A 25,507-nucleotide genomic window follows, 5' to 3' on the forward strand; every position below is an offset into this window, starting at 1 on the left:
GATCCACTACCCGCCCGTGCACTTCGGCGTCCGCTTCTCGACGAACGCGGTAGTCCCTTCGAGCCGATCGTCGGTCGCGAAAAGGCCCGCGAACAGGTGAGACTCCAGCGCCAGGCCGGTTGCCGGATCACCGGACACGCCTTCATCGACGGCCGACCCGGCGGCCCGCAGAGCCGGGCCGGGCTTCCCTCTCATTCCGTTTGGCAGTCAGCCGGCGACGGGTACCGGATAGATTGGGTGCCCTGGGAAGGAAGCAGATGACCACCTATTACCGGGATCCGGAAGTGCTGATCACTTCGGCTGGCGTCAGGATGAACGGCCGCGAGTTCCGGCTGCCCGAGCTGCTACAGGTCTGGTACACGAAAGGCACCCGCTCCTGGGGCGTCATCGCCCGGCGCGGCGCCCTCGGCCTGGCCATTCTCCTGCCGCTGCTGGCCGGCGGGTTCGCCGTGCTGGTGGCCCTGACGATGGACGCCGCGATCGGCACCACCCTGGCCATGGTCATCGGAGGCATCCTGCTCGGCCTGGCTGTCATGCCGGTCGCCGACCTGCTGCTGGAGCGCGTCGACCGGTCGTACGACCGGGGCAGCCGCAACCTGGAGATCTGGGGCCGGATCCGCGACGGCGAGGTGCTGCTGATGCGCACTGACGACGCGCAGCGGTTCGGCCGCGTCTACCGCGCTCTGACGCGGGCCCTCGAGCCGGCGGCGCGCCGGTGAAACGGGACGCCGCGGGCCTCGCCACACTGCTGGCCACCACCGGGGTGCTGCACTTCGTGGCGCCGAAACCGTTCGACGGCATCGTGCCCCGCGGCCTGCCCGGGTCGCCGCGCACCTGGACGTACCTCAGCGGCGTCGCCGAACTGGCGGTGGCCGCCGCCGTCGCACACCCGCGGACCCGCCGCGCCGGAGGGCTGGCCGCGGCCGCGCTGTTCGTCGCGGTCTTCCCGGCGAACGTCAAGATGGCGGTGGACTGGCGGCACGCCCCACCGGCCCGGCGGGCGATCGCCTGGGGACGGCTGCCGTTGCAGGCGCCGCTGATCGCGTGGGCGCTGCGGGTGGCCCGCTGACTTCGGGCCTACCCGGCCGCGGGTGATGTGCTGACTCCCGGCCTACCCCCGGTGTGGCCGGCCTGGTGTGCGCCGCGCACACCGGGTTCACCCGGTCTGGGTTCACCCGGTCTGGTGGTAAAGGGCGTCGATGTCAGCGCGCGCCGGGAGGGCGTTGCTGGCGCCGACACGACGGACGCAGGCGGCCCCGGCGGCGTTGGCCCAGCGCACCGCGTCGACCAGGTCGCGGCCCTCGCCCCAGGCCACGGCCAGCGCGCCGGTGAAGGCGTCGCCCGCCGCGGTGGTGTCGGTGACCTTCACCCGGTAAGCGGGCACGTGCACGTCGGCGCCGTCGCGGTCGGCGTATCGGGAGCCGTTGCCGCTGAGCGTGAGCACCACCCGCGGCACGAGCGCCAGCAGCGCGTGCACGTCCGGGTCGGGGCCGCCGGTGATGGCCCGCGCCTCGGTCTCGTTGACCACGAGCAGGTCCACCTCGTCGAGCAGGCCCGCGGGCAGCGCCTGGGCGGGCGCCGCGTTCAGGATCGTCCGGGTCCCGGCGGCCCGGCCGGCACGCAGCGCGGCAAGCACCGTGGCCATCGGGATCTCCTGCTGGCAGAGCAGCACGTCGGCGGCGGCGATCGCGGCCGACTCCTGCTCGGTCAGCTCGACGAAGGTGCGGTTCGCCCCCGGGCTCACCAGGATCGAGTTCTCCCCGGCCCGGTCCACCATGATCACCGCGACGCCTGAGGAGCCGTAGCTCGTTCGTACCAGATCGACGCCGACACCGGCCGCGGCGAGCCGTGCGTGGAGGGTGACGCCGAAGGCGTCCGATCCGATGGCTCCCAGGAACGTCGTCTGCCCGCCGGCCAGCGCGGCGGCGATGGCCTGGTTGGAGCCCTTGCCGCCGGGCGTCATGACGAAGTCGTCGCCGAGCACCGTCTCCCCCGGCAGCGGCAGGCTGGGCGCCAGCCCGACCAGGTCCATGTTGGCACTGCCTGCGACGACGACCCGGGTGGCCATCAGCCCGCCCGTGCGGTGTAGCGGTCGCCGAACCTGTCCACGATCAGCGGCAGGCCGAAGGTCTTCGTCAGGTTCTCCGCCGTCATCACCTCGCCGAGCAGGCCGGCCGCGACCGCGGTCCCCTCCCGCAGCAGCAGCGCGTGGGTGAAGCCCGGCGGGATCTCCTCGACGTGGTGGGTGACCAGCACCATCGCCGGGGCGTCCGGGTCGAGTGCGAGCTCGGTGAGGTGGCCGATCAGGGTCTCGCGGCCACCCAGGTCGAGGCCGGCGGTCGGTTCGTCGAGCAGCATCAGCTCGGGGTCGGTCATCAGCGCCCGGGCGATCTGGGCGCGCTTGCGCTCACCCTCGGACAGGGTGCCGAACTCACGGTCGGCGAACCCGGCGATGCCGAGCTGCTCCAGCAGCTCACGGGCACGGGCCTCGTCCTGCGGGTCGTAGCTCTCCCGCCAGCGGCCGACGACCGACCACGCGGCGGTCACCACCACGTCGAGCACCCGCTCGGTCGGCGGCACCTGGTCGGCGAACCGGCCGGTGGTGAGACCCACTCGGGTCCGCAGCTCGGTCACATCGGTCCGGCCCAGTTTCTCGCCCAGAACATAGGCGCTGCCCCGGGTGGGGTGCAGCCGGGCGGACGCCAGGTTGAGCAGGGTGGTCTTGCCGGCGCCGTTCGGCCCCAGCACCACCCATCGCTCGTCCAGCTCGACCTGCCAGGACAGGTCGCGGATCAGGAAGTTCCCGCCGCGCACCACATTGACGCGGTCGAAGGCGATGACGGTGTCCTCGCCGGGCGGAATGGATACGGCAGCGTCCAGCACGCGTCCATCCAACCATGTTCGCGCCCGGCGGCCCGACGGCGTGCCGGTGTCCCGCCCCCACGGGGTGACCCGGGCTCCGGCGTCAGTCCGTCGTCGAGCCGAAGACCTCGTCGCGGACCGCGTCCAGAGCCATCCGCAGCGCGCCGTGCAGGACCGGTTCGGAGGCCACCGCGGTCACCACGACCTTGGGCGAGACCAGGGTGATCGCCGCCACCTCACGCTCCACCCGGTCGGCCAGGGCGGGGCCACCGGCCCGGCTCACCTCACCAGCCAGGACCACCAGAGGCGGATCGAGCACCGCGCAGGTGGCGGCCACACCGAGGGCCAGGCGGCGGGCGAGCTCGTCGAGGACGGGCTCGCCGGCGGACCCGGCCGCGACCGCGGCGCGCACCACGTCGGCCGCCTCGGCGCCGCGGAATCCGAACTGCTTGCCGATCGCCTTGACCGCGTCGGCGCCGGCGATCGCCTGGAAGGCGCCCTTCACGCCGCGCCGCGACGCGTTGTGCGGCACTTCGGCGCCGGCCACCGGCAGGTAGCCGATCTCGCCGGCCGCGCCGGTGGCGCCCTGGTGCAGGCGGCCGGCGATGACCGTGGCGAGACCGACGCCACGACCGATCCAGACCAGTGCGAAGTCGGTCATCCCCGTGGCCGCGCCGGTGCTCGACTCGGCGACGGCGGCCAGGTTGACGTCGTTGCCGAAGAAGACCGGGATGTTGAGGTCACGGCGCAGATCGGCGAGCAGGCCACGGTGCCAGCGGGGCAGGTCGTGGGCGAACGAGATCTCGCCCGACTGCGGGTCCACCAGGCCCGGGGTGCCCAGCACGACGCGGCGCACCGAGGACATCTCGGCGCCGGCCTCACCGGCGGCCTGGACCACGGCGTTGTGCACCACGCCGACCGGGTCGTCGGTGTCCTTGGTGCTCTGCTCGACCCGGCTGATCACAGTGCCGGTGATGTCCGCGCAGGCGGCGACGACGCCGTCCGGGTTGACCTCGACCCCGATCACGTGAGCGCTGCCCGGGGTGACCGAGTAGAGCTGGGCGTTCGGGCCGCGGCCGCCGGCCTGCTCACCGACCCGCCGGACCAGGCCGCGTTCTTCGAGCCGTTCCACGAGCTGGGAGGCCGTCACCTTGCTGAGGCCGGTCATCTCGCCCAGCTGCGCCCGGGTCAGCGGACCTCGCGTGAGCAGCAGGTCCAGCGCCGCACGGTCGTTGAGGGCGCGCAGCAACCGGGGGGTTCCCGGAAGGCGGGTGGCGGCCATAGCGTTGTCCCCTAATACTAAAGATTCTTTCCTGTTACAGTGTCGACGCACGACACGCAGCCGCAGCGTAACGGTAGGCAATGCCGCCGAACCGGAGGGTGGCTATCGACTCCGAGCGATCATGGCAGCTCCCGGCCGCCCCGGCCAGAGCCGCGTCACCGGAAGGACCCCATGGCGATCGACCCCGGCCTCCGCCGTCTGGCCCTGCGCACCCTCCTCGCCGCGTTCCCCGGCGAATCCGCCCCGGAATGGGCCGCTGACCTGCTCGTCGACGGGCTGGCCGGACACACCCTGTTCGGCACCAACGTCGCGGGACCTGAGCAGCTCGCCCGGCTGACCCGCGGGCTGCGCTCGGCGCGGGCCGACGTGCTGATCGCCATCGACGAGGAGGGCGGCGACGTCACCCGGCTCGGTCACCGGACCGGGAGCCCGTATCCCGGAAACGCCGCGCTCGGCGCGGCCGGTGATCCGGAACTGACACGCCGCGTATATGCCGCGATCGGCGCCGACCTCGCTGCGACCGGTATCAACCTGGACCTCGCGCCGACCGTCGACGTCAACACCGCTCACGACAACCCGATCATCGGTACGCGCTCGTTCGGCGCCGACCCGTCGCTGGTCGCCCGGCACACCGGCGCGGCCGTCACCGGGCTCCAGTCGAGCGGGGTGGCCGCGTGCGCCAAGCACTTCCCCGGGCACGGGGCGACGGTCTCCGACTCGCACCTGGAACTGCCGACCGTGGACGTGCCGCTGTCGGTGCTGCGGTCGCGGGACCTGCCGCCGTTCGCGGCCGCGGTCCAGGCCGGGGTGCGGGCGGTGATGAGCGCGCACATCCGGGTGCCGGAGCTGACCGGCGACGGGCCGGCGACGTTCAGCCGGGCGGCCCTGACCGGGCTGCTCCGCGACGAACTCGGCTTCCGCGGCGCGATCGTCACCGACGCGTTGGAGATGCGGGGCGCGGCCGCGTCGGCGGGCGGCATCCCGCGGGCGGCGGTGGCGGCCCTGGCCGCCGGAGCCGACCTGCTGTGCATCGGGGCGGTGGTGGACCTGGCCCTGGTCGAGGCGATCGTCGCGGAGATCGCGGCGGCGACCGTCGACGGACGGCTCGCGATCGGCCGGCTGGAGGACGCGGCGGAGCGGACCGCCGCCCTGGCCGCCTGGAGCCGGCCCGCGGCGCCCCCGCGCCAGGACTCCACCCCCGACGTCGAGCTGGGCATCGAGGCCGCCCGCCAGGGACTCCGCTTCGAAGGTTCGGACGATGAGCTGCGGAAACCCCTCGTGGTGCGGTTCGTGGCCGGCCACTCGATCGCCGAGGGCAGGGTGCCGTGGGGCCTCGCGCCGCACCTGGCGAACGTCGAGGAGATCGAGGTGGTGGCCGCCGAGACCACCGTCGAGTCGATCACGGAGCGTGCCGGTGACCGGCCAATCGTGCTGGTCGGCCGCCGCATCCACAACTCACCGGCGGCCCGGACCCTGATCGGGAGACTGGCCGCGGAACGGCCGGTCGGCGTCGTCGAGATGGGCTGGCCGTCGTCGTGGCGCCCGGCCGGGGTGCGGGCCTTCGTCGTCACCCACGGCGCCAGTCTCGCGAACAGCCGGGCCGCCGCCGAGGCGCTCGGCCTGTCCCGCTGACGCCTACGGGTCAGCACCCGCCGTGGGACCGACCTTGTTCGCGCCATCACGCAGCGTCACGGATCGAGTGCCGCTTGTCGCCTATGTCCGCCCATGGCCGGAACCTCTGCATGAATCGGGCTGGCCGAACGGTCAATCCGCGTACGCTCCGCTTCCCCCCGCCTCTGCCGCTCACCTAGCGTGATGGGCAGAAGGTGGATCTGGGGAACGTCGCGGAACTCGGCTCGGGACCAGCAACGAACCGCGACGCAGATGGTGAGCCGGGCTTCGGCGGGCTTCGGGAGCAGCCCTCGAAGCCCGGCTCACAAAAACGTCAGGCCGCCGACGAGGTCTTGACCAGCGTGCGGATCTGTCGCAGCAGCACCGACAGCGCCGCCAGGTCGGCCGGTGAATCGTCCACCTCGCCCATCGCGTTGGACGCCCGCGCGATCGACGCCGCGTTCACCTGTTCCCACTCCGAGACCCGGTCCTCCGGCGCCGCCGTGGACGGTGTCGACTGGAGCACCTCCGCGGTCAGGGCGGCCAGCGCGGCGTACAGGTCGTAGCGCAGCGCCATCCGGGCCAGGGTCTGCCAGCGGTCGCCGCGCGGCAGCCGGGAGATGTGCGACAGCAGCACGTCCACCCCGAACCGCTCGGAGAGCACGAAGTAGACCTGCGCCACCTCACCCGGGTCACGGTTGACGGCGCTGGCCGTCTCCAGGATGTCCAGCAGGCCGAAGCCGTAGAACACCCGGCTGACCGCACCGGCCAGGTCCTCCGGGACGCCCCTGCCGACCAGCTCGGCGACCCGGCTGTCGAGGGCCCGGCGCTCCGAGCCGACGATCACCTGCGGAAGCCGTGGCAGCAGGTCGGCGACGCCGGGCCGCAGCTTGGCGATCTCACCGGCCACGTCGATCGGCGAACGGCGAGTGCTGACCAGCCAGCGCACGGCCCGGTCGAGCAGGCGCCGGGTCTCCAGGAAGACCAGCGTCTGCGCCGAGGTCGGCACCTGGTTGTCGAGAGCCTCACCAGCGGCCCAGATCTCCGGCAGGCCGTAGACGTCCCGGATCACCACGTAGGCCCGGATCACGTCGGCGGCCGACGCCCCGCTCTCCTCCATGGCCCGGTGCACGAACGACGTGCCACCGCGGTTGACGACCTCGTTGACCAGCGACGTGGAGATGATCTCTCGGCGCAGCCGGTGGCCGGCCATCCGGCCGGCGAACCGCTCCCGCAACGGCGTGGGGAAATAGCGGGTGAGCACGTCGGCCGTCCAGGCCTCGTCGACCAGGACGTCCGCGAGCACCTCACGCTCCAGACTGATCTTGACGTACGCCAGCAGCACCGCGAACTCCGGCGGGGTGAGCCCCTCGCCGTTCTCGTGCCGGACGGCGAGTTCCTTGTCCGACGGCAGAGCCTCCAGTTCCCGGTTCAGCGCGCCCCGCTGTTCGAGCGCGGTGAGCATGCGCCGGTGCACCGGCAGCAGCGAGTGCGCCTGCTCCCGGGCGTTGCCGAGAGCCATCGCCTGCTCGTAGTTGTCCCGCAGCACCAGCTCGCCGACCTCGTCGGTCATCGCGGCGAGCAGCTCGTCCCGCTCCGGGATGGTCATCTCACCGTCGACGACCGCCCCGCCGAGCAGGATCTTGATGTTGACCTCGTGGTCGGAGCAGTCCACCCCGGCCGAGTTGTCGATGAAGTCGGTGAACACCCGTCCACCGGCACGGGCGAACTCGATCCGGCCGCGCTGGGTGAGCCCCAGGTTGCCGCCCTCACCGACCACCTTCACCCGCAGATCGGCGCCGTTGATCCGGATCGCGTCGTTGCCCTTGTCACCGACGTCGGCGTGCGACTCGGAGGCCGCCTTCACATAGGTGCCGATGCCGCCGTTGAAGAGCAGGTCGACCGGAGCCCGCAGGATCGCCCGCATCAGCTCGGCCGGGCTCACGGCCGGGGCCTCGCCGAGCCCGAGGACCGCACGGATCTGCGGGCTGACCGGGATCGACTTGGCGCCGCGCGGATAGACGCCGCCACCCGCACTGATCAGCGACCTGTCGTAGTCGTCCCAGGACGAGCGGGGCAGGTCGAACAGGCGCTGGCGCTCGGCGTACGACGTCGAGGCCTGAGGGTCGGGGTCGAGGAAGATGTGGCGGTGGTCGAACGCCGCCACCAGCCGGATGTGCCGCGACAGCAGCATGCCGTTGCCGAAGACGTCGCCGGACATGTCGCCGACGCCGACCACCGTGAAGTCCTGGCTCTGGGTGTCGACGCCCAGGTCGCGGAAGTGCTTCTTGACCGACTCCCAGGCGCCGCGGGCGGTGATGCCCATCTTCTTGTGGTCGTAGCCGGCCGAGCCTCCGCTGGCGAACGCGTCGCCCATCCAGAAGTCCTTGCCGACCGAGATCTCGTTGGCGATGTCGCTGAACGTGGCCGTCCCCTTGTCGGCCGCCACCACCAGGTAGGGGTCGTCGCCGTCGTGCCGGACCACCTCCGGCGGCGGCACGATCTTGCCGCTGAGGATGTTGTCGGTGACGTCCAGCAGCGCGGTGATGAAGCGCTTGTAGCACTCCACCGCCTCGTCCCGGTCGCCCGGTTTCTGCTTCAGCACGAAGCCGCCCTTGGCGCCGACCGGCACGATCACCGAGTTCTTCACCATCTGCGCCTTGACCAGGCCGAGGACCTCGGTACGGAAGTCCTCGCGCCGGTCCGACCAGCGCAGGCCGCCCCGGGCGACCGCGCCGAACCGCAGGTGCACGCCCTCGAACCGGGGCGAATAGACGAAGATCTCGAACTTGGGCCGGGGCTGCGGCAGGTCCGGGATGGCCTGCGGGTCCAGCTTGAAGGCCACATAGGACTTCGGCCGGCCCTCGCGCCCTCGCTGGAAGAAGCTGGTGCGCAGGGTGGCCTCGATCAGGGTGAGGTAGGAACGCAGGATCCGGTCCTGGTCCAGGCTCTCCACCTGATCGAGCAGCTCGGTGATCCGGTCGCGGACCTCACCGGCCTGGCGTGCCCGCTCGGCCTCGCCCACCGGGAGCGTCGGCGAGAACCGGGTCTCGAAGAGCTTCACCAGCAGCCCGGCGATCTCCGGGTAGGCGATGAACGTCGACTCCAGGTAGCGCTGCGAGAAGACGTTGCCGGTCTGGCGCAGGTACTTGGCGTAGGCGCGGAGCACCACCACCTGACGCCACGTCATGCCGGCCCGCAGCACCAGCTCGTTGAAGCCGTCCACCTCGGCCTCGCCCCGCCAGGCGGCCGCGAACGCGTTCTCCACCTGCGGGCGGACCTCGGCCAGCTCACGGTGGCCGGCCGGGGGCAGCAGACCGAAGTCGTAGAGATAGATGACACCGTCGTCACGGCGGATCTCGTACGGCCGCTCGTCGATGACCCGGACACCCAGCGAGTGCAGCACCGGGAGGACCGCGGAGAGCATCATCGGCTCGCCGTACCGGTAGACCTTGAAACGGACGTCACGCTCGTCCGGCTCGGGGGTGCCGTCCTGCCCGAGCCGGCGCCGCCGGAACAGGTGCATGGCGAGCTGACCGGGCTCCTCCAGCAGCTCCAGCTTGGCCAGGTCCTGCATGCCCTCGTAAGGAGTGTGGGTGTTCTTGTAGCTCTCCGGATAGGCCGACGAGTAGCGCAGGAAGAGCCGCCGCGCCTGCTCGTCACCGAGCTTGCGCTCCAGCACCAGGGAGAAGTCGTCGTCCCACATCCGGGTCGCGTCGGCGAGCAGCTCGGCCAGCGTGTTCGGGTCGGGATGGCCGGGCGGCGCCGCCGGATCGGTACGCACGATGAAGTGCACCCGCGCCAGCATCCGCTCGGTGACCCGGGTCGTGTAGTCCACACCGACGCCGTTGAGCTCGCGCAGCAGGATCTCCTGCATGCGCAGCCGGTTGCCGGTGGTGAACCTGTCCCGCGGCAGATAGATCAGGCACGAGATGAACCGGCCGTACCCGTCGCGCCGCAGGAACAGCCGCAACTGCCGCCGGCCGGCCATCCGCAGCACGCCGATGACCGCCTCGTACAGGTCGTCGGTCTTGATCTGGAACAGCTCGTCGCGGGGGTAGGTCTCCAGGATCTGCAGCAGATCCTTGCCGGAGTGGCCGCGCGGCGACAGGCCCGAGCGGTCCATCACCTCCTGCACCTTGCGGCGGACCACCGGCAGCTGACGCACGCTCGTCCGGTATGCCGAGGAGGAGAACAGCCCGAGGAAGCGCTTCTCGCCCACCACGTTGCCGGCGTCGTCGAAAACCTTTACGCCGATGTAGTCGAGGTAGGCGGACCGGTGCACGGTGGCCCGCGAGTTGGCCTTGGTGATCACGAGGAGCCGCCGCTCCATGGCCCGCTCGTACACCTCGGGAGCCATCTCGGCGGCGAGCCGGCGTGGCTTGCTCGCGCCGCGCAGAATGCCCAGGCCGGTGCCCGGAACCGCCGACAGGAGCCCGTCGTCCAGCCGGTACTCCCGGTAGCCGAGGAAGGTGAAATGGTCGTGGGCGAGCCATTTGAGCAGCTCGACGGAGTCGGTCACGTCCTTGTCGGGGACCGGCAGCCCGCGCTTGGAGCCGCGCGCGGTGGCCAGCTCGTCGGCGACGACCAGGGCCCGCTGGCGCATCCGCGGCCAGTCCTCGACCGCGTCGCGGACGTCGGTGAGCACCCGGCGCACCTCGTTGAGCAGCTGTTCCCGGGCCTCCGGGCGGCGCACCGGGTCGATCTCGATCCGGATCCAGCTCTCCACCAGGTCGCCCTCGATGGCGTCGTCCGGCTCCACCTCGGCTTCGAGCTCGGCGAGCGCGCCGAGGGGCTCCCGGCGCACCACGATCAGCGGGTGCACCATCAGGTAGACCTGCAGATTGTGCGCGGTGAGCAGCGCGATCACCGAGTCGACCAGGAACGGCATGTCGTCGGTGACGATCCGCAGCACGCTGTGGGCCTGTGGGCCGCTCGGTTCGGTGATGGCGAGTTTCAGCTCGCCCGGCAGCCGGTTGCGGGCCAGTTCGCGGTGCTCGACCGCGGCCGAGTACATCTCGTCGGGCGTGTATCCGACCAGTTCCTCATCGGGTGCGAACCGCCAGAAGCGGCCCACCAGCGATGCGGTGTTGTGGTCCTCGCCCGCCCGGTCGACCGCCTGCGCGATCAGCCGCTCGGCGTTCGGCACCGTGTCGTCGATGTCTCCCTCATCGACGGACGCACCGATCCGCCCGGTGAGGGCGAGTCCCGGTTTCGTTAAAACCTGGTCGGGCACAGTCTGATCAGAATCGGTCGTGGCCTCATCGGCGACAGCCATGGTCCGGCGCTCCCCTCACCCACGGCACTGTGGGCTCGAACGTGTCGAGCACAGCCTAGAACCACCACCGGCAAACCCCGCACACCCCCGGTGTGCCAGGGCCTCACCTGGGCCCCAGCGTGCGGTTTCAGACCGTATCGCCCGATGCGGGACAGCCGCGACGGGCGCACACCCATTACGGTTCGTTCAGCTACCCACGGAAAGGATCCCCATGCGCCGCTCCACCGCCGGCCTTGCCGCTCTGCTCCTGCTCGCCACGGGCGGACTTGCCGGCTGCGCCGCGGACCCCGCCGAGGACACCGTCGAGGCATTCCTGAGCGGCTGGACCAAAGGCGACCTCAACAACGTCGGCTTCGTCACCGCGGCCGGCGGCAAGATCGCCTCGACCGAGGTGCTGACCCAGATCCGCGGGCTCTACGGCGACCTCGCCAGCCAGCCGATCACGGTGACCACGGCCGGTGAGACCGCCGAGAACGGCGACGACGCCACCACGCCGATCACCGTGAAATGGACCCTGCCCGGCGGCGCCGAGTGGAGCTACCCCAGCACGGTCCGCAGCACCAAGGCGAGCAGCGACGGCTGGAGCGTCGTCTGGGAACCCGCGGTGGTCCAGCCCGAGCTGGCCGCCGGCGAGAAACTACGGCTGCGCCGGGTCGCGGCCGAACGCGCCGCTATCGTCGACGCCGGCGGCAAGGCCCTCGTCGGCGCGCAGAAGGTGGTGGTCGTCGGAGTCAGCCCCGAGAAGATCACCGACCTCGCCGCGCTCCAGAAGGACCTGATCACGGCGTTCCGCAAGATCGACGTGGAACTCGACCTGAGCGGCCTCAAGGACCGGGTCGACAAAGCCGATCCCGGCGCCTTCCTCGACCTCGTCTCCCTGCGGCGGCCCGACTACGACAAGATCCGGGACGAGGTCCGGCCACTGCCCGGCACCGTCTTCCGCGACGAGACCCGGCAGCTAGCACCCACCAGGGCCTTCGCCCGCGCCCTGCTCGGCACCGTCGACCCCGCCACCGAGGAGGACCTCGCCGCCCGCCCCGGCCTGCTCATCACCGGCGACCAGGCCGGGCACGGCGGCCTCCAGCAGAAGTACGACGACACTCTCCGCGGCGCGCCCGGCCTGTCCGTCGTGATCGCCCGCGAAGGCACCAACGGCGCCACCACCGACGCCAAACTCTTCACCTCACAGCCCGTCGCCGGCAAACCCGTCAAGATCACCATCGACACCCGGGTTCAGAACGCCGCCGACACCGCCCTCGCCGCCTTCGCCGGGAACAAGCAGCCCACCTCCCTGGTCGCCGTCCGGGTCAGCGACGGCGCCGTGCTGGCCTCCGCCAACGGGCCCGAGCCGGGCGGGCTCAACACCGCCTTCACCGGCCAGGTTCCCCCCGGCTCGACGTTCAAGGCGATTTCCGCGTACGGGCTCCTCGCTCGCGACGCGGTCACCGCCACCACGGTCGTCGACTGTCCGAAAACGATCAATGTGGACGGCCGTGAGTTCAAGAACTCACACGACCAGGCGCTCGGCGGCGTCGAATTCCATGTCGACTTCGCCAAGTCCTGCAACACCGCCTTCGCCGCGCTCGCACCCAAACTCGGCTCGGACGGTCTCCAGCAAGCCGCCGCGGCACTCGGCCTCGGCGGAAAATGGGACCTCGGCGTCGACGCGTACACCGGGCAGGTCTCCGACGGCGGCACCGCCACCGAACTCGCCGCGGCGGTCTTCGGCCAAGGCAGCACGATCGTCAGCCCCCTCGCCATGGCCGTCGCCACCGCGGCCATCGCGAAAGGCCAGTTCCAGCCGCCGAAACTGGTGCTCGACCCGGCGCCGGCCACACCCGGCACCCCCGGACCCCAACTCGACCAGGAAGCCGTGACCGCGCTGCGCGCGATGATGCGCGAAGTGGTCACCGAGGGAACCGGCACGGCGCTACGGAACACCCCCGGACAGCCGGTGTACGGGAAGACCGGCACCGCCGAATTCCAGACCGGATCGGCCGACACCCACTCGTGGTTCATCGGCTACCAGGGTGACGTCGCCTTCGCCGTCATGGTCCAGAAAGGCGGCGCCGGCTCGGAGGCCGCCGTGCCGGTCGTGCAGCGCTTCCTGACCAACCTGAACAGCTAGGGATCGACGCTTTCGGGCGCGCCGTCAGAGCGGCGCGCCCGGGGCACGCTCCCCCGACGGTCGAGCGTTCCACACCGTGCGAGCCACGGCGCCGAACCACACTGTCGGATGGCCCCTCACCCACCTACTCGACCACCGTCCAGGCCATCAGCTCTGCTGAAGTCGGCAACTCTCCTGGAGGGGACCCGACCAACATGAGGGCACGCGAGCAGCGCGAAGACAGGCTTGGCCTGGTCAGGCGACGCCGGGGGGAAAGCCGCTGAGCCGGCCCGTTTCGGCGGCGGGTGATCCGAGACCGTCGGCCGGCGGGTCGGCGGGCGGGCGTGGGCGAAGCATGCCGGGCCGGGTCGCCGGCAGCGGCTCCGAGTCGAGCAGCGGCGCGGACCCGAGCGGCCGGGTCAGCAGACGGATGTCCGGGCGTTCCGGCTCGGGAGCTACTTCCCGCTGCTCCGGGAGGGTCTCGATCTCCGCCGCGCTGTCCGTCGTGGCGGCCGGCTGCGGATCCACATCGGAGTCGGCCCGATGCGCATCGCCCGAGTCCCGCTCTCCATCCACATCGTCCAGACCGTCCACACCGTCCAGGCCACCCGTGCTGTCCGGGCCACCTGCACCGACCGATCCGTCCGCACCGCCTGGGCCGCCCGCACTGTCCGGACCATCCGCACTGTCCGCGCTGTCCGGGCCATCCGAACTGTCCGCACTGTCTGGACCGTCCGCGCTGTCCGGACTTCCCGGGCTGTCCGCAATATCCGGGCCGTCCGCCTTGTCTAGTCCGCCTGCACTTCCCACGTCGTCCGCGCCGGCAGCCGGCTGCGCCTCGTCGCTTTCCTGCGCGCCGGACTCACCTCGGTCGGCAGGATCAGTCGGCTCATGGCGATCGAGGGAGCCTTCCCCATCCTGGTCACGGGTGTCGGCCGACTCGTTCCAGTCGGAGGGGCCGGTCGGCGCCGCCCTGTCTGAGACGTCATCCGACCCTTCGCGGTGGTAGGAATCGTCTGCAGGCGGATCCTGGTCCACGGAGTCACCCGAGGAACCACGGCCACCGAAGCCACCCGACGGGTCACGGTCACCCAGACCACCCGACGAACCGTGGTCGCTGGAGTCGGACGAATCCTGCCGGTCGACGGTCGCGGCTGGATCGGCGATCGAGCGAAGGCCGTTGGGTGCGCTTGGGCGGCCGAGCGCAGCGGCCAGGACGAAGTCCGCATCGGTGGGCGACGCGGCCTCCGCATCGGTCACAGCGGAGAACGGCGTGCCGACGGCCGGCCCGAGACGCCCGCCCCTCCCGGGGAAGAACACAAATTCCAGCTCAGTAGTGGTCGGCGGCCCGGCGGCAGGCTCCTCCGCAGCAGGAGCGTCAGCCGGCGCGGCGACCGGCGACGGCGTGGCGGCGGTATCCGAGGCACCATCGACGGCCGACGCTTCACCGGCCGAAGACGTCGCGCCGCCGGCCGAGGGTGTTGTGGAGACACCCGGCGTTGCGGAGCTGGTCGACTCACGGCCGTCGGTCACCGAACGGTCGATGACCGACGCACCGCCAACGTCCAGCGAACCGTCCGCAACCGAAGCAGAGTCAATGGCTGCGGCACCGCTAGCGACCGGGAGACGGTCAGCGGCCGCGGAACCGTCGGTGACAGGAGCACGGTCGGTGACCGAGGCACGGTCCGCGCTCCCAGAGCCGCCAGCGACCGAGGGACGGTCCGCAGCCGCGGAGCCGCCATTGACCGAGGCACGGTCAGTGGCCGGCGCGCCGCCGGCTGAGGCGGCGAGTGAAGGGTTCGCGGTGGCAGGCAAGGGGCCGGCCGCGTCGGCCGAGGAGTTCGCGGCATCAGCCGGTGCGGCCGCCGCCGCTTCCCCGGCGGGTGACTCCCCGACGAACCGGGCGGCAAGCCGCCCAGCCGCCCGGTCGGCCGGATCGGCGGCCGCAACGGTGGGATCGGGGGCTTCGACGGCTGGGTCGGTGGCGGGCCGGGCGGCGAGGCGGGCGGCCGGGTCCGATGTCGTGGCCAGGTCGCGGCGGGCGGCGATCAGGTCAGGGCGGGGGCTCGTAGTACGCACCGGGGAGAGGCCGCTGACCACCGCCGACGTGATCTCCGCCGCGTAGCGGCCGTCGGGGTCGTAGTCGGGGTCGAAGACCGTGATCTCCACGCCGAGGCAGTGCGGGGACTCCACCAGGCCGGACAGCAGGAGTTCCAACTCGGGAAAGGCGATCCCGCCCGGATCGGGTGCGTCGACCGCCGGCATCACCGCCGGGTCGAGCACGTCCACGTCGACGTGCACCCAGTAGCCGGCGCAGTCGACGAGCTGGTCGCGGGCCCACTGGGCGCTGCGGGCGGCACCCTCGGCACGCAGGGCGGGGACGGGGCGGGTCACAATGCCGGCGGCCTGGAGGTCGAGCCGGTGCTCGTCCTGGGCGCGGATGCCGAGGACGACCACGTCGATGTCGCGGAAGTAGGGCCGGCGGGACTCGATGGCCGCCAGGTCGGCTTGACCACGGCCGGTGACCAGGGCCAGGTCCTCGCCGGCGGCCGCGCCCACGTAGGAGGCGTTGCCGGGGTGCCGGAAGTCGGAGTGGCCATCCACGAAGACCAGGCCGATGCGGCCGCCGACGGCGTCGCCGAGGCGGTGCATGGCGACACCGGCGCCGATCAGTATCGAGCAGTCACCGCCGAGCACCACGGGGAACTCGCCGCCGTCGATGATCGCCCCGATCCGGTCGGCGAGCGCACGCGAGTAGGCGTTGATCTCGGCGGCGTGGGCGACGCCGTCGCCGGGCCGCCAGTCGCCCGGGTCGTACCGCGGCGGGGTGAGACAGCCGGCGTCGCGGGCGCCGAGCCGGGTGAGCAGACCGTGATCGCGGAGGGCGCCGGGTGCCTTGGCGCAGCCCGGCACCGACGTCGCCGTCGGCGGGCGCAGGCCTAGATTGGACGGAGCGTCCAGAACGGCGATGCGGCGCACGACGCCCTCCTTCTTCGAAGTGGAAGACGCGGGCTAGAAGAGCGCGCGGGCAAGCGCCCGTCGCGCATCGGCGACCGCGGGGTCGTCGGGGCCGGCCACGGCGAAGAGCGACAGCAGGTGTTTGCGCACGACGTCACGCTCGTCGCCGGCGGTGCGCTTGACCAGTGCGACCAGTCGCGAATAGGCCCGGTCGGCCTGGCCGCTGAGCACCTCGATGTCGGCGGCGATCCGCTGGGCCTGCAGGTCTTCGGGGTCGGCGTCGGCCTTGGCCAGGGCGGTCTCCGGGTCGACGCCGCTGATCCGGCGGTAGAGCTCGACCTGGGCCAGGCCGGACTCGGCGGCGGCGTCGGCGGGCGACTCGGCGAGGATCTTCCGGTACGCCGCCTCGGCCGCGTCGAGGTCGCCGGTCATCAGGGCGTCGTCGGCGGCGTCGAGCCGGGGGTCCTCGGGGGCGGCCACGCTGACTCCGGCCGCCTTGAGGACGGCGTCGATGTACTGCCGGACCTGGGACTCGGCGAGCACGCCGCTGAAGCCCTCGACCGGCTGCCCGCCGATCAGCGCGGTCACCTGCGGGATGCCCTGCACCCGGAAGACCTGCGCCAGGCGCGGGTTCAGGTCCACATTGACCTTGCCGAGTATCCACGTGCCGCCGTACTCCGCCGCCAGCTTCTCCAGCACGGGCGAGAGCTTCTTGCAGGGGTCGCACCAGTCGGCCCAGAAGTCCAGCAGGACCGGAGTGGTGACCGACAACTCCATGACGGATTGAAAATCAGCCTCGGTGACGTCGATGACCGTCTCCGGGGTGACGCCGGGGATGGTGCCGGGCACAGCACCGGGGGCTCCGCCGGGAACGGCACCGGGGGCCTCGCCGGCCGGGGCGGCGGGACGGCTCGGCGCGGCCGGTTTGGCCGCTGCCGAGGGACGCAGCGCGCTGAGATCGACCGCGCCGCGGGTGAAGATCGACGGAGTGGTCCGTGGGTCGCTCATGGTTACCTAGTCTCGCACGCTGTCACGCCTGTTAGCGTCGCCACCAGCCGCCCGATATCGGACGTCACAACCTGGCCCGCCGGACCGGGCCGGCCGGCTGCCCGGACCGCCGTCGGCAACGCCGGGGCGGCACGGGAAACCGGCCGGTGGGGTACGTCAGAAGCGTGGCGGTTCGCGGTAGATGCCCCACTCGGTGCGGAGCACGCCGCAGATCTCCCCGAGGGTGGCCTCGGCACGGGCCGCGTCGAGCATCGCGGGGATCATGTTCTCGCCGCTGCGCGCGACGGCGATCAGGTGTTCCAGGGCGGCCTTCACCCGTACCCCGTCGCGGTCGTTCTTGCGGGCCGTCAGCTCGCGCCGCTGTTCCTGCTCGACCTCGTGGGAGACGCGCAGGATCTCCAGGTCCTTGGCGACGGTGCCGGTGTGGGCGTTGACCCCGACCACTCGTTTGGCGCCTTTCTCCACGGACTGCTGGTAGGCGAAGGCGGCCTCGGCGATGTGGGCGGTGAACCAGCCGTCCTCGATGCCGCGCAGCAGGCCGGCGGTGATGCTGCCGTCGTGGCCGAGCTCGCGGATCCGGGTGAAGATCTCCTCGGCCTCGGCCTCGATGCGGTCGGTGAGCGCCTCCACGTACCACGAGCCGCCGAGCGGGTCGGCCACGTTGACCACCCCGGTCTCCTCCATGATCACCTGCTGGGTGCGCAGGGCGATCTCGGCGGACTCGTCGGTGGGCAGCGCGAGGGTCTCGTCGAGGGCGTTGGTGTGCAGCGAGTTGGTGCCGCCGAGCACCGCGGCCAGCGCCTCGACCGCGGTCCGGACGACGTTGTTGACCGGCTGCTGTGCGGTGAGCGAGACCCCGGCGGTCTGGGTGTGGAACTTCAGCCACAGCGCTTTCTCGCTGGTGGCGCCGTACTCGTCGCGCAGGTGCCGGGCCCAGATCCGGCGGGCGGCCCGGAACTTGGCGATCTCCTCGAAGAAGTCGGTGTGCGCGTCGAAGAAGAAGCTCAGCCCGGGCGCGAAGGTGTTCACGTCGAGCCCGCGGGACAGGCCGAGTTCCACGTATCCGAACCCGTCGGCGAGGGTGTAGGCCAGTTCCTGCGCGGCGGTCGAGCCGGCCTCGCGGATGTGATAGCCACTGACCGACAGTGGTTTGTACTTCGGGATCTCGGCCGCGCAGTACTCCATCAGGTCGCCGATGAGCCGCAGGTGCGGTTCGGGCTCGAAGAGCCACTCCTTCTGCGCGATGTACTCCTTGAAGATGTCGGTCTGGAGCGTTCCGTCCAAACGCGAAAGATCCGCGCCCTGCCGCTCGGCGGCCACCAGGTACATGCAGAAGATCGGCACGGCCGGCCCGGAGATGGTCATGCTGGTGGTGACGTCCTGCAGCGGGATGCCCTCGAAGAGCACGTCCATGTCGGCGGCCGAGTCGATCGCGACACCGCAGTGGCCGACCTCGCCGAGCGACTCCGGCTCGTCGGAGTCGCGGCCCATCAGGGTCGGCATGTCGAAGGCGACGCTCAGGCCGCCACCGCCGGCGGCGAGGATCATCTTGTAGCGCCGGTTGGTCTGCCGGGCGTTGCCGAACCCCGCGAACTGGCGGATGGTCCAGGTCCGGCCGCGGTACCCGGTGGGGTGCAGACCTCGGGTGTACGGGAACTCGCCCGGCCAGCCGATCCGCTCGAAGCCGGGGTAGTCGAGGTCGTCGGGTGGCCCGTAGACCGGTTCCACCGTCGCGCCGGAGAGCGTGGTGAAGTCGGCGTCCCGCTTGCGGGCCGCGTCGTAGCGTCGTTGCCAGCGCTCCCGGCCGGCGCGGATATCGGCAGCATCCATACCCGCCATGGTAGATCAGAACTGAACGATCACTAAGGCTTCGATGGTGTCGGTCGGTGAACGAACAGCAAGGGTTTTCCCCACTGTCGCCGGAGCCGCGCGTTGACGAGAGTGGGAACCAACAACGCAGCCCTTCCCCAACGCCCCGGTAGCGCCCGCCAACGCTGCCGGGGCACCCACCGGCGTCAGGGGACCAGGCCGGGCAGGCGATGGTCGAAGATCCACGCTTGCGGGTCGCCGCGCCGGTGCGCGCGCCGCAGAAGCGCGGGCATGACCGCGTCCCGCACCGCCGCGCCGACCGGCCCCAGCACCTTCGCGCCGCTGGTCCGGCGCCCGTGCTCGACGACCTTCTCGACTCTGGGGCGGCGGGCCGCCACGTAGGCGGCGAGCGCCTCCGGCACCTCCGCGTGCTCCCGCAAACTGTGCCCGAGGACCACGGCGTCCTCCAGCGCCATCGACGCGCCCTGCCCGGACGACGGCGACACGGCGTGCGCGGCGTCGCCGGCCAGCACGATCCGGTCGCCGCGCCAGACCGGCACCCGCCGCAGGTCGCGGGTGCTCCACGGCCCGAGGATGTCGCCGGTGGCCCGGATCAGGTCGGCCGCCGGCTCCGTCTCGAACAGGTCGAGCAGGTACCGCCGCCAGGACGCGGGGGTGAACTCGCCGGACTCGACCGGGCGCCGGCGCGGCGGGTTGGCGAACCACCACACCGAGCCGTCGGGCGCCGCGGCCCAGCCGAAGAAGGCCTTGCGGCCGAAGGACATCTGCATGACGCCGGGCGGCGGTGTCAGACGCGGATCGACCGGGCCGTCGGTGAAACCGCCCGCGTCGAGCAGCCCGAGGTGGTGCGGCGCGGGCGCCGCCGGATCAAGAGCCTTCCGGGTACGTGAGTGCAGCCCGTCCGCCCCCACGAGCAGGTCCGCGGAGGTCTCGTGGCCGTTCTCGAACCGCACGGCGACACCGCCCGGGCGCGGGGTGGCCGAGCGCAGGCGGTGGCCGTGGACGATCGCGACGCCCCGGGCCCCGGCCTCGGCCCGCAGCGCGGCGTAGAGGTCCGCGCGGCGGATCGTGGTGGTGACCGTCCCGTCCGGCAGCGGCCCGCCCAGCGGGACCTCGGCGAGCAGCCGCCCGGAGGCGCCGCGCAGGGCGAGCAAGGGGGTGGCGAAGCCGCGGGCCAGCACCACGGCCGGGTCCAGGCCGAGGGCCCGTAACGCGTTCACCCCGTTCACCGCGAGGGTCACGAAGACACCTCGCTCGGTGGCGCCGGGCTCCATGGCCTCGTAGATCACCGGGGTCCACCCCGCGCAGCGCAGGGCGATGGCGGCGGCGGTCCCGGCGATGCCGCCGCCGGCCACCACGGCTCGTCTCGGCACGTGTGCCGAAGCTTCAGTAGTCATAGAATGACTATTGATGTCATGACTATGATTCGTCAAGGCCTAAGCTGACCCGCATGAAGCGGTCTCCCCTGGCGACGGTTCTGCTGGCACTGCTCGTGGAGGCGCCGATGCACCCGTACCGGATGCAGCAGGTGATCAAAGAGCGCGGCCAGGACCAGTTGGTCAACGTCGCGCAGCGCAACAGCGTCTACCAGACCCTGGAGCGCCTGGTCCGGGAGCGGCTGGTCCGCCCGGGCGGCACCAGCCGGGAGGCCGGGCGGCCGGAGCGCACCGTCTACGAGGTGACCGAGGAGGGCGCGGCCACCCTGCGCCGCTGGCTGCTGGAGATGCTGCCGGAGCCGGCCCGCGAGTTCCCGGAGTTCCCGGTGGCGCTCGCCTTCCTGCCGACGCTCAGTCCCACCGAGACGCGGGAGATGTTCCAGCGGCGCATCGAGGCCCTGACCGGCCGGCTCGCGGCCATCGAGGCGCAGGCGCCGCCCGGGCTGCCACGCCTCTTCCTGCTGGAGGACGAGTACCGCGCGGCCGTGCTGCGCGCCGAGATCGACTGGCTGGACCGGGTGGTGGCCGACCTCGGCGACGGCAGCCTGACCTGGGACCTCGCGCTCATCGAGGAGACGCTGGCCCGGTTCAGCGGTTAGTCGGCGCCGAGCCCGGCGAGCAGTTCACCGGCGGCGGCGTACGGGTCGATGGCGCCGGCCGCGACACGGGCGGCGAGTTCCGGCAGGGCCGTACCGTCGCGCAGGTCGCCCATCCGGGCCCGCAGCGCGCCCAGAGCCAGCGCGGAGATCTCGGCCGCGGCCCGATGCTCCCGGCGCTTGCGCAGGTTGCCGGTGCTCTCCAGCCAGTCGCGGTGCTTGCCGACGGCGGCCACCACGTCGTCGATGCCCTCGTTCTTCGCCGCGATCGCGCGCACCACCTGGGGGCGCCAGTCGCCGGAGGCCCGCTCGCCGAGAGCGAGCATGCCCTGGATGTCGCGGTAGGTGGCGTCGGCGCCGGGCCGGTCCGCCTTGTTGATCACGAAGACGTCGGCGATCTCCAGGACGCCCGCCTTGACGGCCTGGATCGCGTCGCCCATCCCGGGGGCGAGCAGCACCAGCGTGGTGTCGGCCAGGGAGGCGATCTCCACCTCGGCCTGGCCCACACCGACCGTCTCGACCAGGATCACGTCGCAGCCGGCGCCCTCCAGCACCCGGACCGCCTGCGGGGTGGCCGCGGACAGCCCGCCGAGCTGGCCGCGGTTGGACATCGAGCGGATATACACGCCCGGGTCCGCGGTGTGGTCCTGCATGCGGATCCGGTCGCCGAGGATGGCGCCGCCGGTGAACGGGCTGGACGGGTCGACGGCGAGCACACCGACCCGGGCGCCCGTCTCGCGCAGCGCCCGGACCAGCTCGTTCGTCGTGGTCGACTTGCCCACACCGGGCGCGCCGGTGAGACCGACGACCTGGGCACGGCCGGCGTAGGGAGCCATCGCGGCGGCCACCTCGGGCAGCGCGGGGTCGCCGTTCTCCACCAGGCTGATCAGCCGGGCCACCGACCGCGCGTCACCCTCCCTGGCCTTGGACACCAGGGAGGGGACGTCGCCGGTACGCCGGGCCGTCACGGCCGCGCGCCCTTTCGTCCTCGGAGGAACCGTGCGATCACGCCGATGGCACCTTGATGATCAGCGCGTCGCCCTGGCCGCCACCGCCGCAGAGCCCGGCCGCGCCGAGACCGCCGCCGCGCCGCTTCAGTTCCAGCGCCAGCGTGAGCACCAGCCGGGCGCCGGACATGCCGATCGGGTGGCCGAGCGCGATCGCGCCACCGTTCACGTTGACGATCGCCTCGTCGACCTTCAGCTCGCGGGCGGACTGGATGACCACCTGGGCGAACGCCTCGTTGATCTCGACCAGGTCGAGGTCTTCGACGGCGAGCCGGGCCTTGTCCAGCGCGTGCCGGATGGCGTTGGCCGGCTGCGACTGCAGCGAGCTGTCCGGACCGGCGACATTGCCGTGCGACACGATCTCGGCGAGCCAGGTCAGCCCGAGTTCCTCGGCCTTGGCCCTGCTCATCACCACGACCGCGGCCGCGCCGTCGGAGATCGGCGAGGCGGTGGCCGCGGTGATCGTGCCGTCCGGGGTGAAGGCCGGCCGCAGACCGGCCAGCGACTCGGCGGTGGCGCCGGGGCGGACGCCCTCGTCGCCGTCGACCGCCGCCGTGGCGTCCCGGCCACCGGCCGGGACCGGGGCGATCTCCTCGGCGAACCGGCCCTCGCGCTGGGCCGCGGCGGCCCGCTGGTGGCTCTGAGCGGCGAAGGCGTCCTGCTCCTCGCGGGTGATCCCGAGCCGGGTGCCGCTCGCCTCGGTGGACTCGCCCATCGAGATGCCGGCCCACGGGTCCGTCAGGCCGTCGATCGCCGAGTGGTCACGCACCAGCACGTCACCGAACTTACGGCCCGCGCGCTGGTCGGTCAGCAGATGTGGCGCATTGGTCATCGACTCCATGCCGCCGGCCACCACGATGTCGAACTCACCGGCCCGGATCAGCTGGTCGGCGAGCGCGATCGCGTCGAGGCCGGACAGGCACACCTTGTTGACGGTGAGCGCGGGCGTGGTCATCGGGATGCCGGCCGCGACGGCGGCCTGCCGGGCGGGAATCTGGCCGCAGCCGGCCTGCAGCACCTGACCCATGATCACGTACTGCACACGCTCGGGTTCGACGCCGGCCCGGCTCAGGGCCGCGGCGATCGCGTGGCCGCCGAGGGCGGTGGCGGGCAGGTGCTTGAGGTTGCCGAGCAGACGTCCCATGGGGGTCCGGGCGCCGCTGACGATGACGGAGGTGGTCACGGTCACGATCCGATCTACGCGACCGGGCGCTGGGGACACCCGGGGTGGCCTTAACGATGCTTCAGGACAGAGACTAACCTCATGACCGACGACACACCGAGTGGCAAACGGGCCGAGAATGTCACATTCCCCGATGTCGGGCTGCTACGGATCGACCATGTCGGGATCGCCGTCGCTGATCTGGACGAAGCGCTCCGCTTCTATGCGGACTCCTTCGGTTTGCACTGTGTGCACCAAGAGACGAACGAGGAGCAGGGCGTCCGGGAGGCGATGCTCGCGGTCGGCGACGGCGACGGCCCCCGCCTGCAACTGCTCGCCCCGCTCCGGCCCGACTCGGCGATCGCCAAGTTCCTCGACCGCAACGGACCGGGCCTGCAACAACTCGCCTACACGGTGACCGACGTGGAGGCCGCCGCCGCGGCGCTGCGGGCCCGGGGCCTACGCCTTCTCTATGACGCGCCGAAGCGCGGGACCGGCGGGTCACGGATCAACTTCGTGCACCCGAAGGACGCCGGAGGTGTGCTGGTGGAGCTGGTGGAGCCCGCCTCCGGGGGTACACCGGTCGGGTGAATCGACCTGACGCGGGCCCGGCCGCCTGGCAGGATCGGGCCCATTGAGCAGGGCTGACGACGTCCGTGACGGGCCCGGAATCCCCCGAAGCCCCGAGTGGGCAGGTGGCAGCGGGACGACACCGGACCGGCCGGTGGGTCAGCGGCCCTCTCCGAACGGCCCGGGGGCGGACTGCGCTCCAGGTCAAAGCTGATCTACGATGCGGTTCGGATGCCGCTCGGCTCTTGCATGTCCGACCCCCTCTTCGCCAGGATGGCGCAATGCCCCAGCAGCAGGATCAGAACCTGGCCTTCTTCGAGACCGCTAACTCGCAGCACGATTTCACGGTCGTTCTGCGCGGTTACGACCGTCACCAGGTCGACGGACACATCGGCCGGCTGCTCGCCGCGCTGAACCAGTCCGAGCAGGCCCGCGGCGAGGCCGAGCAGAGGATGAACGACGCCCAGCGTCGCCTGCGCCAGGCCGAGCAGCGACTGAACGCGCTCGAGCAGAAACTGGCCGACAGCAACAAACTGCTGGAGGAGAACAACCGTCCGACGCTCTCCGGGCTGGGCACCCGGGTGGAGCAGATCCTGCGTCTCGCCGAGGAACAGGCGAACGACCACCGCAACGAGGCGAAGCGGGAGTCCGAGGGCATTCTCTCCGCGGCCCGCCTCGAAGCGCGCGAGATCACCGACAAGGCGCGGGCCGAGGCCGCCGCGATGAAGGCGACCGCCGAGCGTGAGGCCGGCCAGGTCCGCACGCACGCCGAGCGCGAGGCCGCCGAGGCCCGGGTGCAGGCCCGGCGCGAGGCAGACACGCTGCGCTCGGACGCCGACCGCGAGACCAAGCAGTTGCGGACGGTGACCGCGCACGAGGTCGCCGAGCTGAAGTCGACGGTGGAGCGTGAGGTCGCATCGCACCGTGCCACCGCCGAGAGGGAGATCACCCAGGCCCGGGCGAAGGCGTCCCGTGAGGCCGAGGAGAAGCGCGCCGAGGCGACCAAGCTGCTCACCGACGCCCGTGACAAGCGCGACAAGGACCTGCAGGCGCTGGCCCTGGAGATCGCCGAGCGCCGGGAGAAGGCCGAGGCCGAGGAGTCCCAGCGGCACGCCGCCCAGGTCGCCGCCACCCAGAAGATGGTGGCCGAGGCCGAGGAGCGGGCCCGCGCCGCCGAGGACCGCTCCAAGGAGATCTCGCAGCGCGCCGAGACCCGCCGGGTCGAGTCCGAGCGGCACTCCTCGGAGACGGTGGAGAAGGCCCGGGCGCTGGCCGAGAAGACCGTCACCGAGGCCCGTGCCGAGGCGAACCGCCTTCTCAGCGAGGCCCGGCAGGAGGCCGAGCTGACCACCCAGGCGGCCCGCCGCGAGGTCGAGGACCTGACCCGTCAGAAGGACGCGGTCACCAGCCAGCTGGGCCAGATGCTCTCCGGCCTCTCCGGCCTGGTTCCCGGTGTCGGCGCCGGCGCTCCGGCCGCGGTCGCCGCCGCCGCGGCGGCCACGAAACCGGCCGAGGCGCCCGCCCAGCGGGCTCCCGGACAGGCCCCTACGCAGGCCGAACAGGCTGACCAGCCGCAGCAGGAGGAGCCCGCGGAGCCGGGCGACGAGCCGGTGGCGACCAAGACTAATCCCTGACCTGAGGCATCGTCTCTCCGGTTGCGGAGCCGCCGCGAGTGCGCGACGGTTGACAGCGGCCGGGCGGTCGATGACGAAATGAGGCCGTACCGGAGTTTCTCCGGTACGGCCTGAATCGTTTCGGGCTTGCCAAGGTTTATCGAGCCGAGGTCTGACAAATCACAAC

The 25,507-nt window shown here is 71.9% G+C and carries 16 protein-coding genes and 1 pseudogene; 7 read left to right on the top strand and 10 right to left on the bottom strand.

The genetic code is table 11. The features are described from left to right. Positions 1 to 257 precede the first annotated feature (257 nt). Both QLQ12_RS03965 and QLQ12_RS03970 read left to right on the top strand, forming a co-directional pair. Positions 258 to 719: a DUF6232 family protein gene (locus tag QLQ12_RS03965; protein ID WP_282757137.1), complete on the top strand. Its 462-nt coding sequence runs from the start codon at positions 258 to 260 to the stop codon at positions 717 to 719. Next, positions 716 to 1,069: a DoxX family protein gene (locus QLQ12_RS03970; protein WP_282757138.1), complete on the top strand. Its 354-nt coding sequence runs from the start codon at positions 716 to 718 to the stop codon at positions 1,067 to 1,069. The genes QLQ12_RS03965 and QLQ12_RS03970 overlap by 4 nt, the downstream gene beginning before the upstream one ends. 102 nt (positions 1,070 to 1,171) lie before the next feature. Here QLQ12_RS03970 and QLQ12_RS03975 read toward each other — a convergent pair whose 3' ends face one another. The 3 genes from QLQ12_RS03975 to QLQ12_RS03985 form a co-directional block, all read right to left on the bottom strand. Further along, positions 1,172 to 2,068, bottom strand: coding sequence for a ribokinase (locus tag QLQ12_RS03975; RefSeq protein WP_407651402.1), 897 nt, complete (start codon positions 2,066 to 2,068; stop codon positions 1,172 to 1,174). Continuing rightward, positions 2,068 to 2,883, bottom strand: coding sequence for an ABC transporter ATP-binding protein (locus QLQ12_RS03980; protein WP_282757139.1), 816 nt, complete (start codon positions 2,881 to 2,883; stop codon positions 2,068 to 2,070). Before QLQ12_RS03980 ends, QLQ12_RS03975 begins: the two co-directional genes overlap by 1 nt. 82 nt (positions 2,884 to 2,965) lie before the next feature. Continuing rightward, positions 2,966 to 4,144 (bottom strand): ROK family transcriptional regulator, encoded by a 1,179-nt coding sequence (locus QLQ12_RS03985; RefSeq protein WP_282757140.1) that lies wholly within the window; start codon positions 4,142 to 4,144, stop codon positions 2,966 to 2,968. Between the two features lie 171 nt (positions 4,145 to 4,315). On the opposite strand from QLQ12_RS03985, the gene QLQ12_RS03990 reads away from it, so the two are divergent. Beyond that, on the top strand, positions 4,316 to 5,776 hold the full coding sequence (locus QLQ12_RS03990) for a glycoside hydrolase family 3 N-terminal domain-containing protein (RefSeq protein ID WP_282757141.1): 1,461 nt from the start codon (positions 4,316 to 4,318) through the stop codon (positions 5,774 to 5,776). A gap of 313 nt (positions 5,777 to 6,089) precedes the next feature. Here the strand turns inward: QLQ12_RS03990 and QLQ12_RS03995 are convergent, their stop codons facing one another. Beyond that, positions 6,090 to 11,033, bottom strand: coding sequence for an NAD-glutamate dehydrogenase (locus QLQ12_RS03995; protein ID WP_282757142.1), 4,944 nt, complete (start codon positions 11,031 to 11,033; stop codon positions 6,090 to 6,092). Between the two features lie 211 nt (positions 11,034 to 11,244). Here QLQ12_RS03995 and QLQ12_RS04000 point away from each other — a divergent pair, with 211 nt between their 5' ends. Next, complete coding sequence (locus QLQ12_RS04000) at positions 11,245 to 13,161, top strand: penicillin-binding transpeptidase domain-containing protein (RefSeq protein ID WP_282757143.1); 1,917 nt, start codon at positions 11,245 to 11,247, stop codon at positions 13,159 to 13,161. 2,021 nt (positions 13,162 to 15,182) lie between these two features. On the opposite strand, the pseudogene QLQ12_RS04005 reads toward QLQ12_RS04000, so the two are convergent. The 4 genes and pseudogenes from QLQ12_RS04005 to QLQ12_RS04020 all read right to left on the bottom strand — a co-directional run. After that, positions 15,183 to 16,119, bottom strand: a pseudogene (locus QLQ12_RS04005) (arginase family protein); the annotation flags it as partial. Between the two features lie 33 nt (positions 16,120 to 16,152). Continuing rightward, a complete protein-coding gene (locus QLQ12_RS04010; RefSeq protein ID WP_282757144.1) occupies positions 16,153 to 17,106 on the bottom strand; it encodes a tetratricopeptide repeat protein in 954 nt (317 codons plus the stop codon). A 156-nt stretch (positions 17,107 to 17,262) separates the two neighbouring features. Next, positions 17,263 to 18,936 carry an acyl-CoA mutase large subunit family protein gene (locus QLQ12_RS04015; protein ID WP_282757145.1) on the bottom strand — a complete coding sequence of 558 codons (1,674 nt, stop codon included), beginning with the start codon at positions 18,934 to 18,936 and terminating at the stop codon, positions 17,263 to 17,265. Positions 18,937 to 19,121: 185 nt separating this feature from the next. After that, a complete protein-coding gene (locus QLQ12_RS04020; protein ID WP_282757146.1) occupies positions 19,122 to 20,333 on the bottom strand; it encodes an FAD-dependent oxidoreductase in 1,212 nt (403 codons plus the stop codon). A gap of 53 nt (positions 20,334 to 20,386) precedes the next feature. Here QLQ12_RS04020 and QLQ12_RS04025 point away from each other — a divergent pair, with 53 nt between their 5' ends. Continuing rightward, positions 20,387 to 20,971, top strand: a complete 585-nt coding sequence (locus QLQ12_RS04025) for a PadR family transcriptional regulator (RefSeq protein ID WP_282757147.1) — start codon at positions 20,387 to 20,389, stop codon at positions 20,969 to 20,971. Here QLQ12_RS04025 and meaB read toward each other — a convergent pair. Both meaB and QLQ12_RS04035 read right to left on the bottom strand, forming a co-directional pair. After that, positions 20,968 to 21,936, bottom strand: coding sequence for a methylmalonyl Co-A mutase-associated GTPase MeaB (gene meaB, locus QLQ12_RS04030; protein ID WP_282757148.1), 969 nt, complete (start codon positions 21,934 to 21,936; stop codon positions 20,968 to 20,970). The two genes, QLQ12_RS04025 and meaB, sit on opposite strands and share 4 nt — an antisense overlap. 37 nt (positions 21,937 to 21,973) lie before the next feature. Beyond that, positions 21,974 to 23,158, bottom strand: a complete 1,185-nt coding sequence (locus tag QLQ12_RS04035) for an acetyl-CoA C-acetyltransferase (protein WP_282757149.1) — start codon at positions 23,156 to 23,158, stop codon at positions 21,974 to 21,976. An 81-nt stretch (positions 23,159 to 23,239) separates the two neighbouring features. Here QLQ12_RS04035 and mce point away from each other — a divergent pair, with 81 nt between their 5' ends. Both mce and QLQ12_RS04045 read left to right on the top strand, forming a co-directional pair. Beyond that, positions 23,240 to 23,728, top strand: a complete 489-nt coding sequence (gene mce, locus QLQ12_RS04040; protein ID WP_282757150.1) for a methylmalonyl-CoA epimerase — start codon at positions 23,240 to 23,242, stop codon at positions 23,726 to 23,728. A 260-nt stretch (positions 23,729 to 23,988) separates the two neighbouring features. Then, a complete protein-coding gene (locus tag QLQ12_RS04045; protein WP_282757151.1) occupies positions 23,989 to 25,341 on the top strand; it encodes a coiled-coil domain-containing protein in 1,353 nt (450 codons plus the stop codon). The last annotated feature ends 166 nt before the right edge of the window (positions 25,342 to 25,507 follow it).

The organism is Actinoplanes sandaracinus (assembly GCF_030009775.1).
In the GTDB taxonomy this organism is placed as follows: Bacteria; Actinomycetota; Actinomycetes; order Mycobacteriales; family Micromonosporaceae; genus Actinoplanes; species Actinoplanes sandaracinus.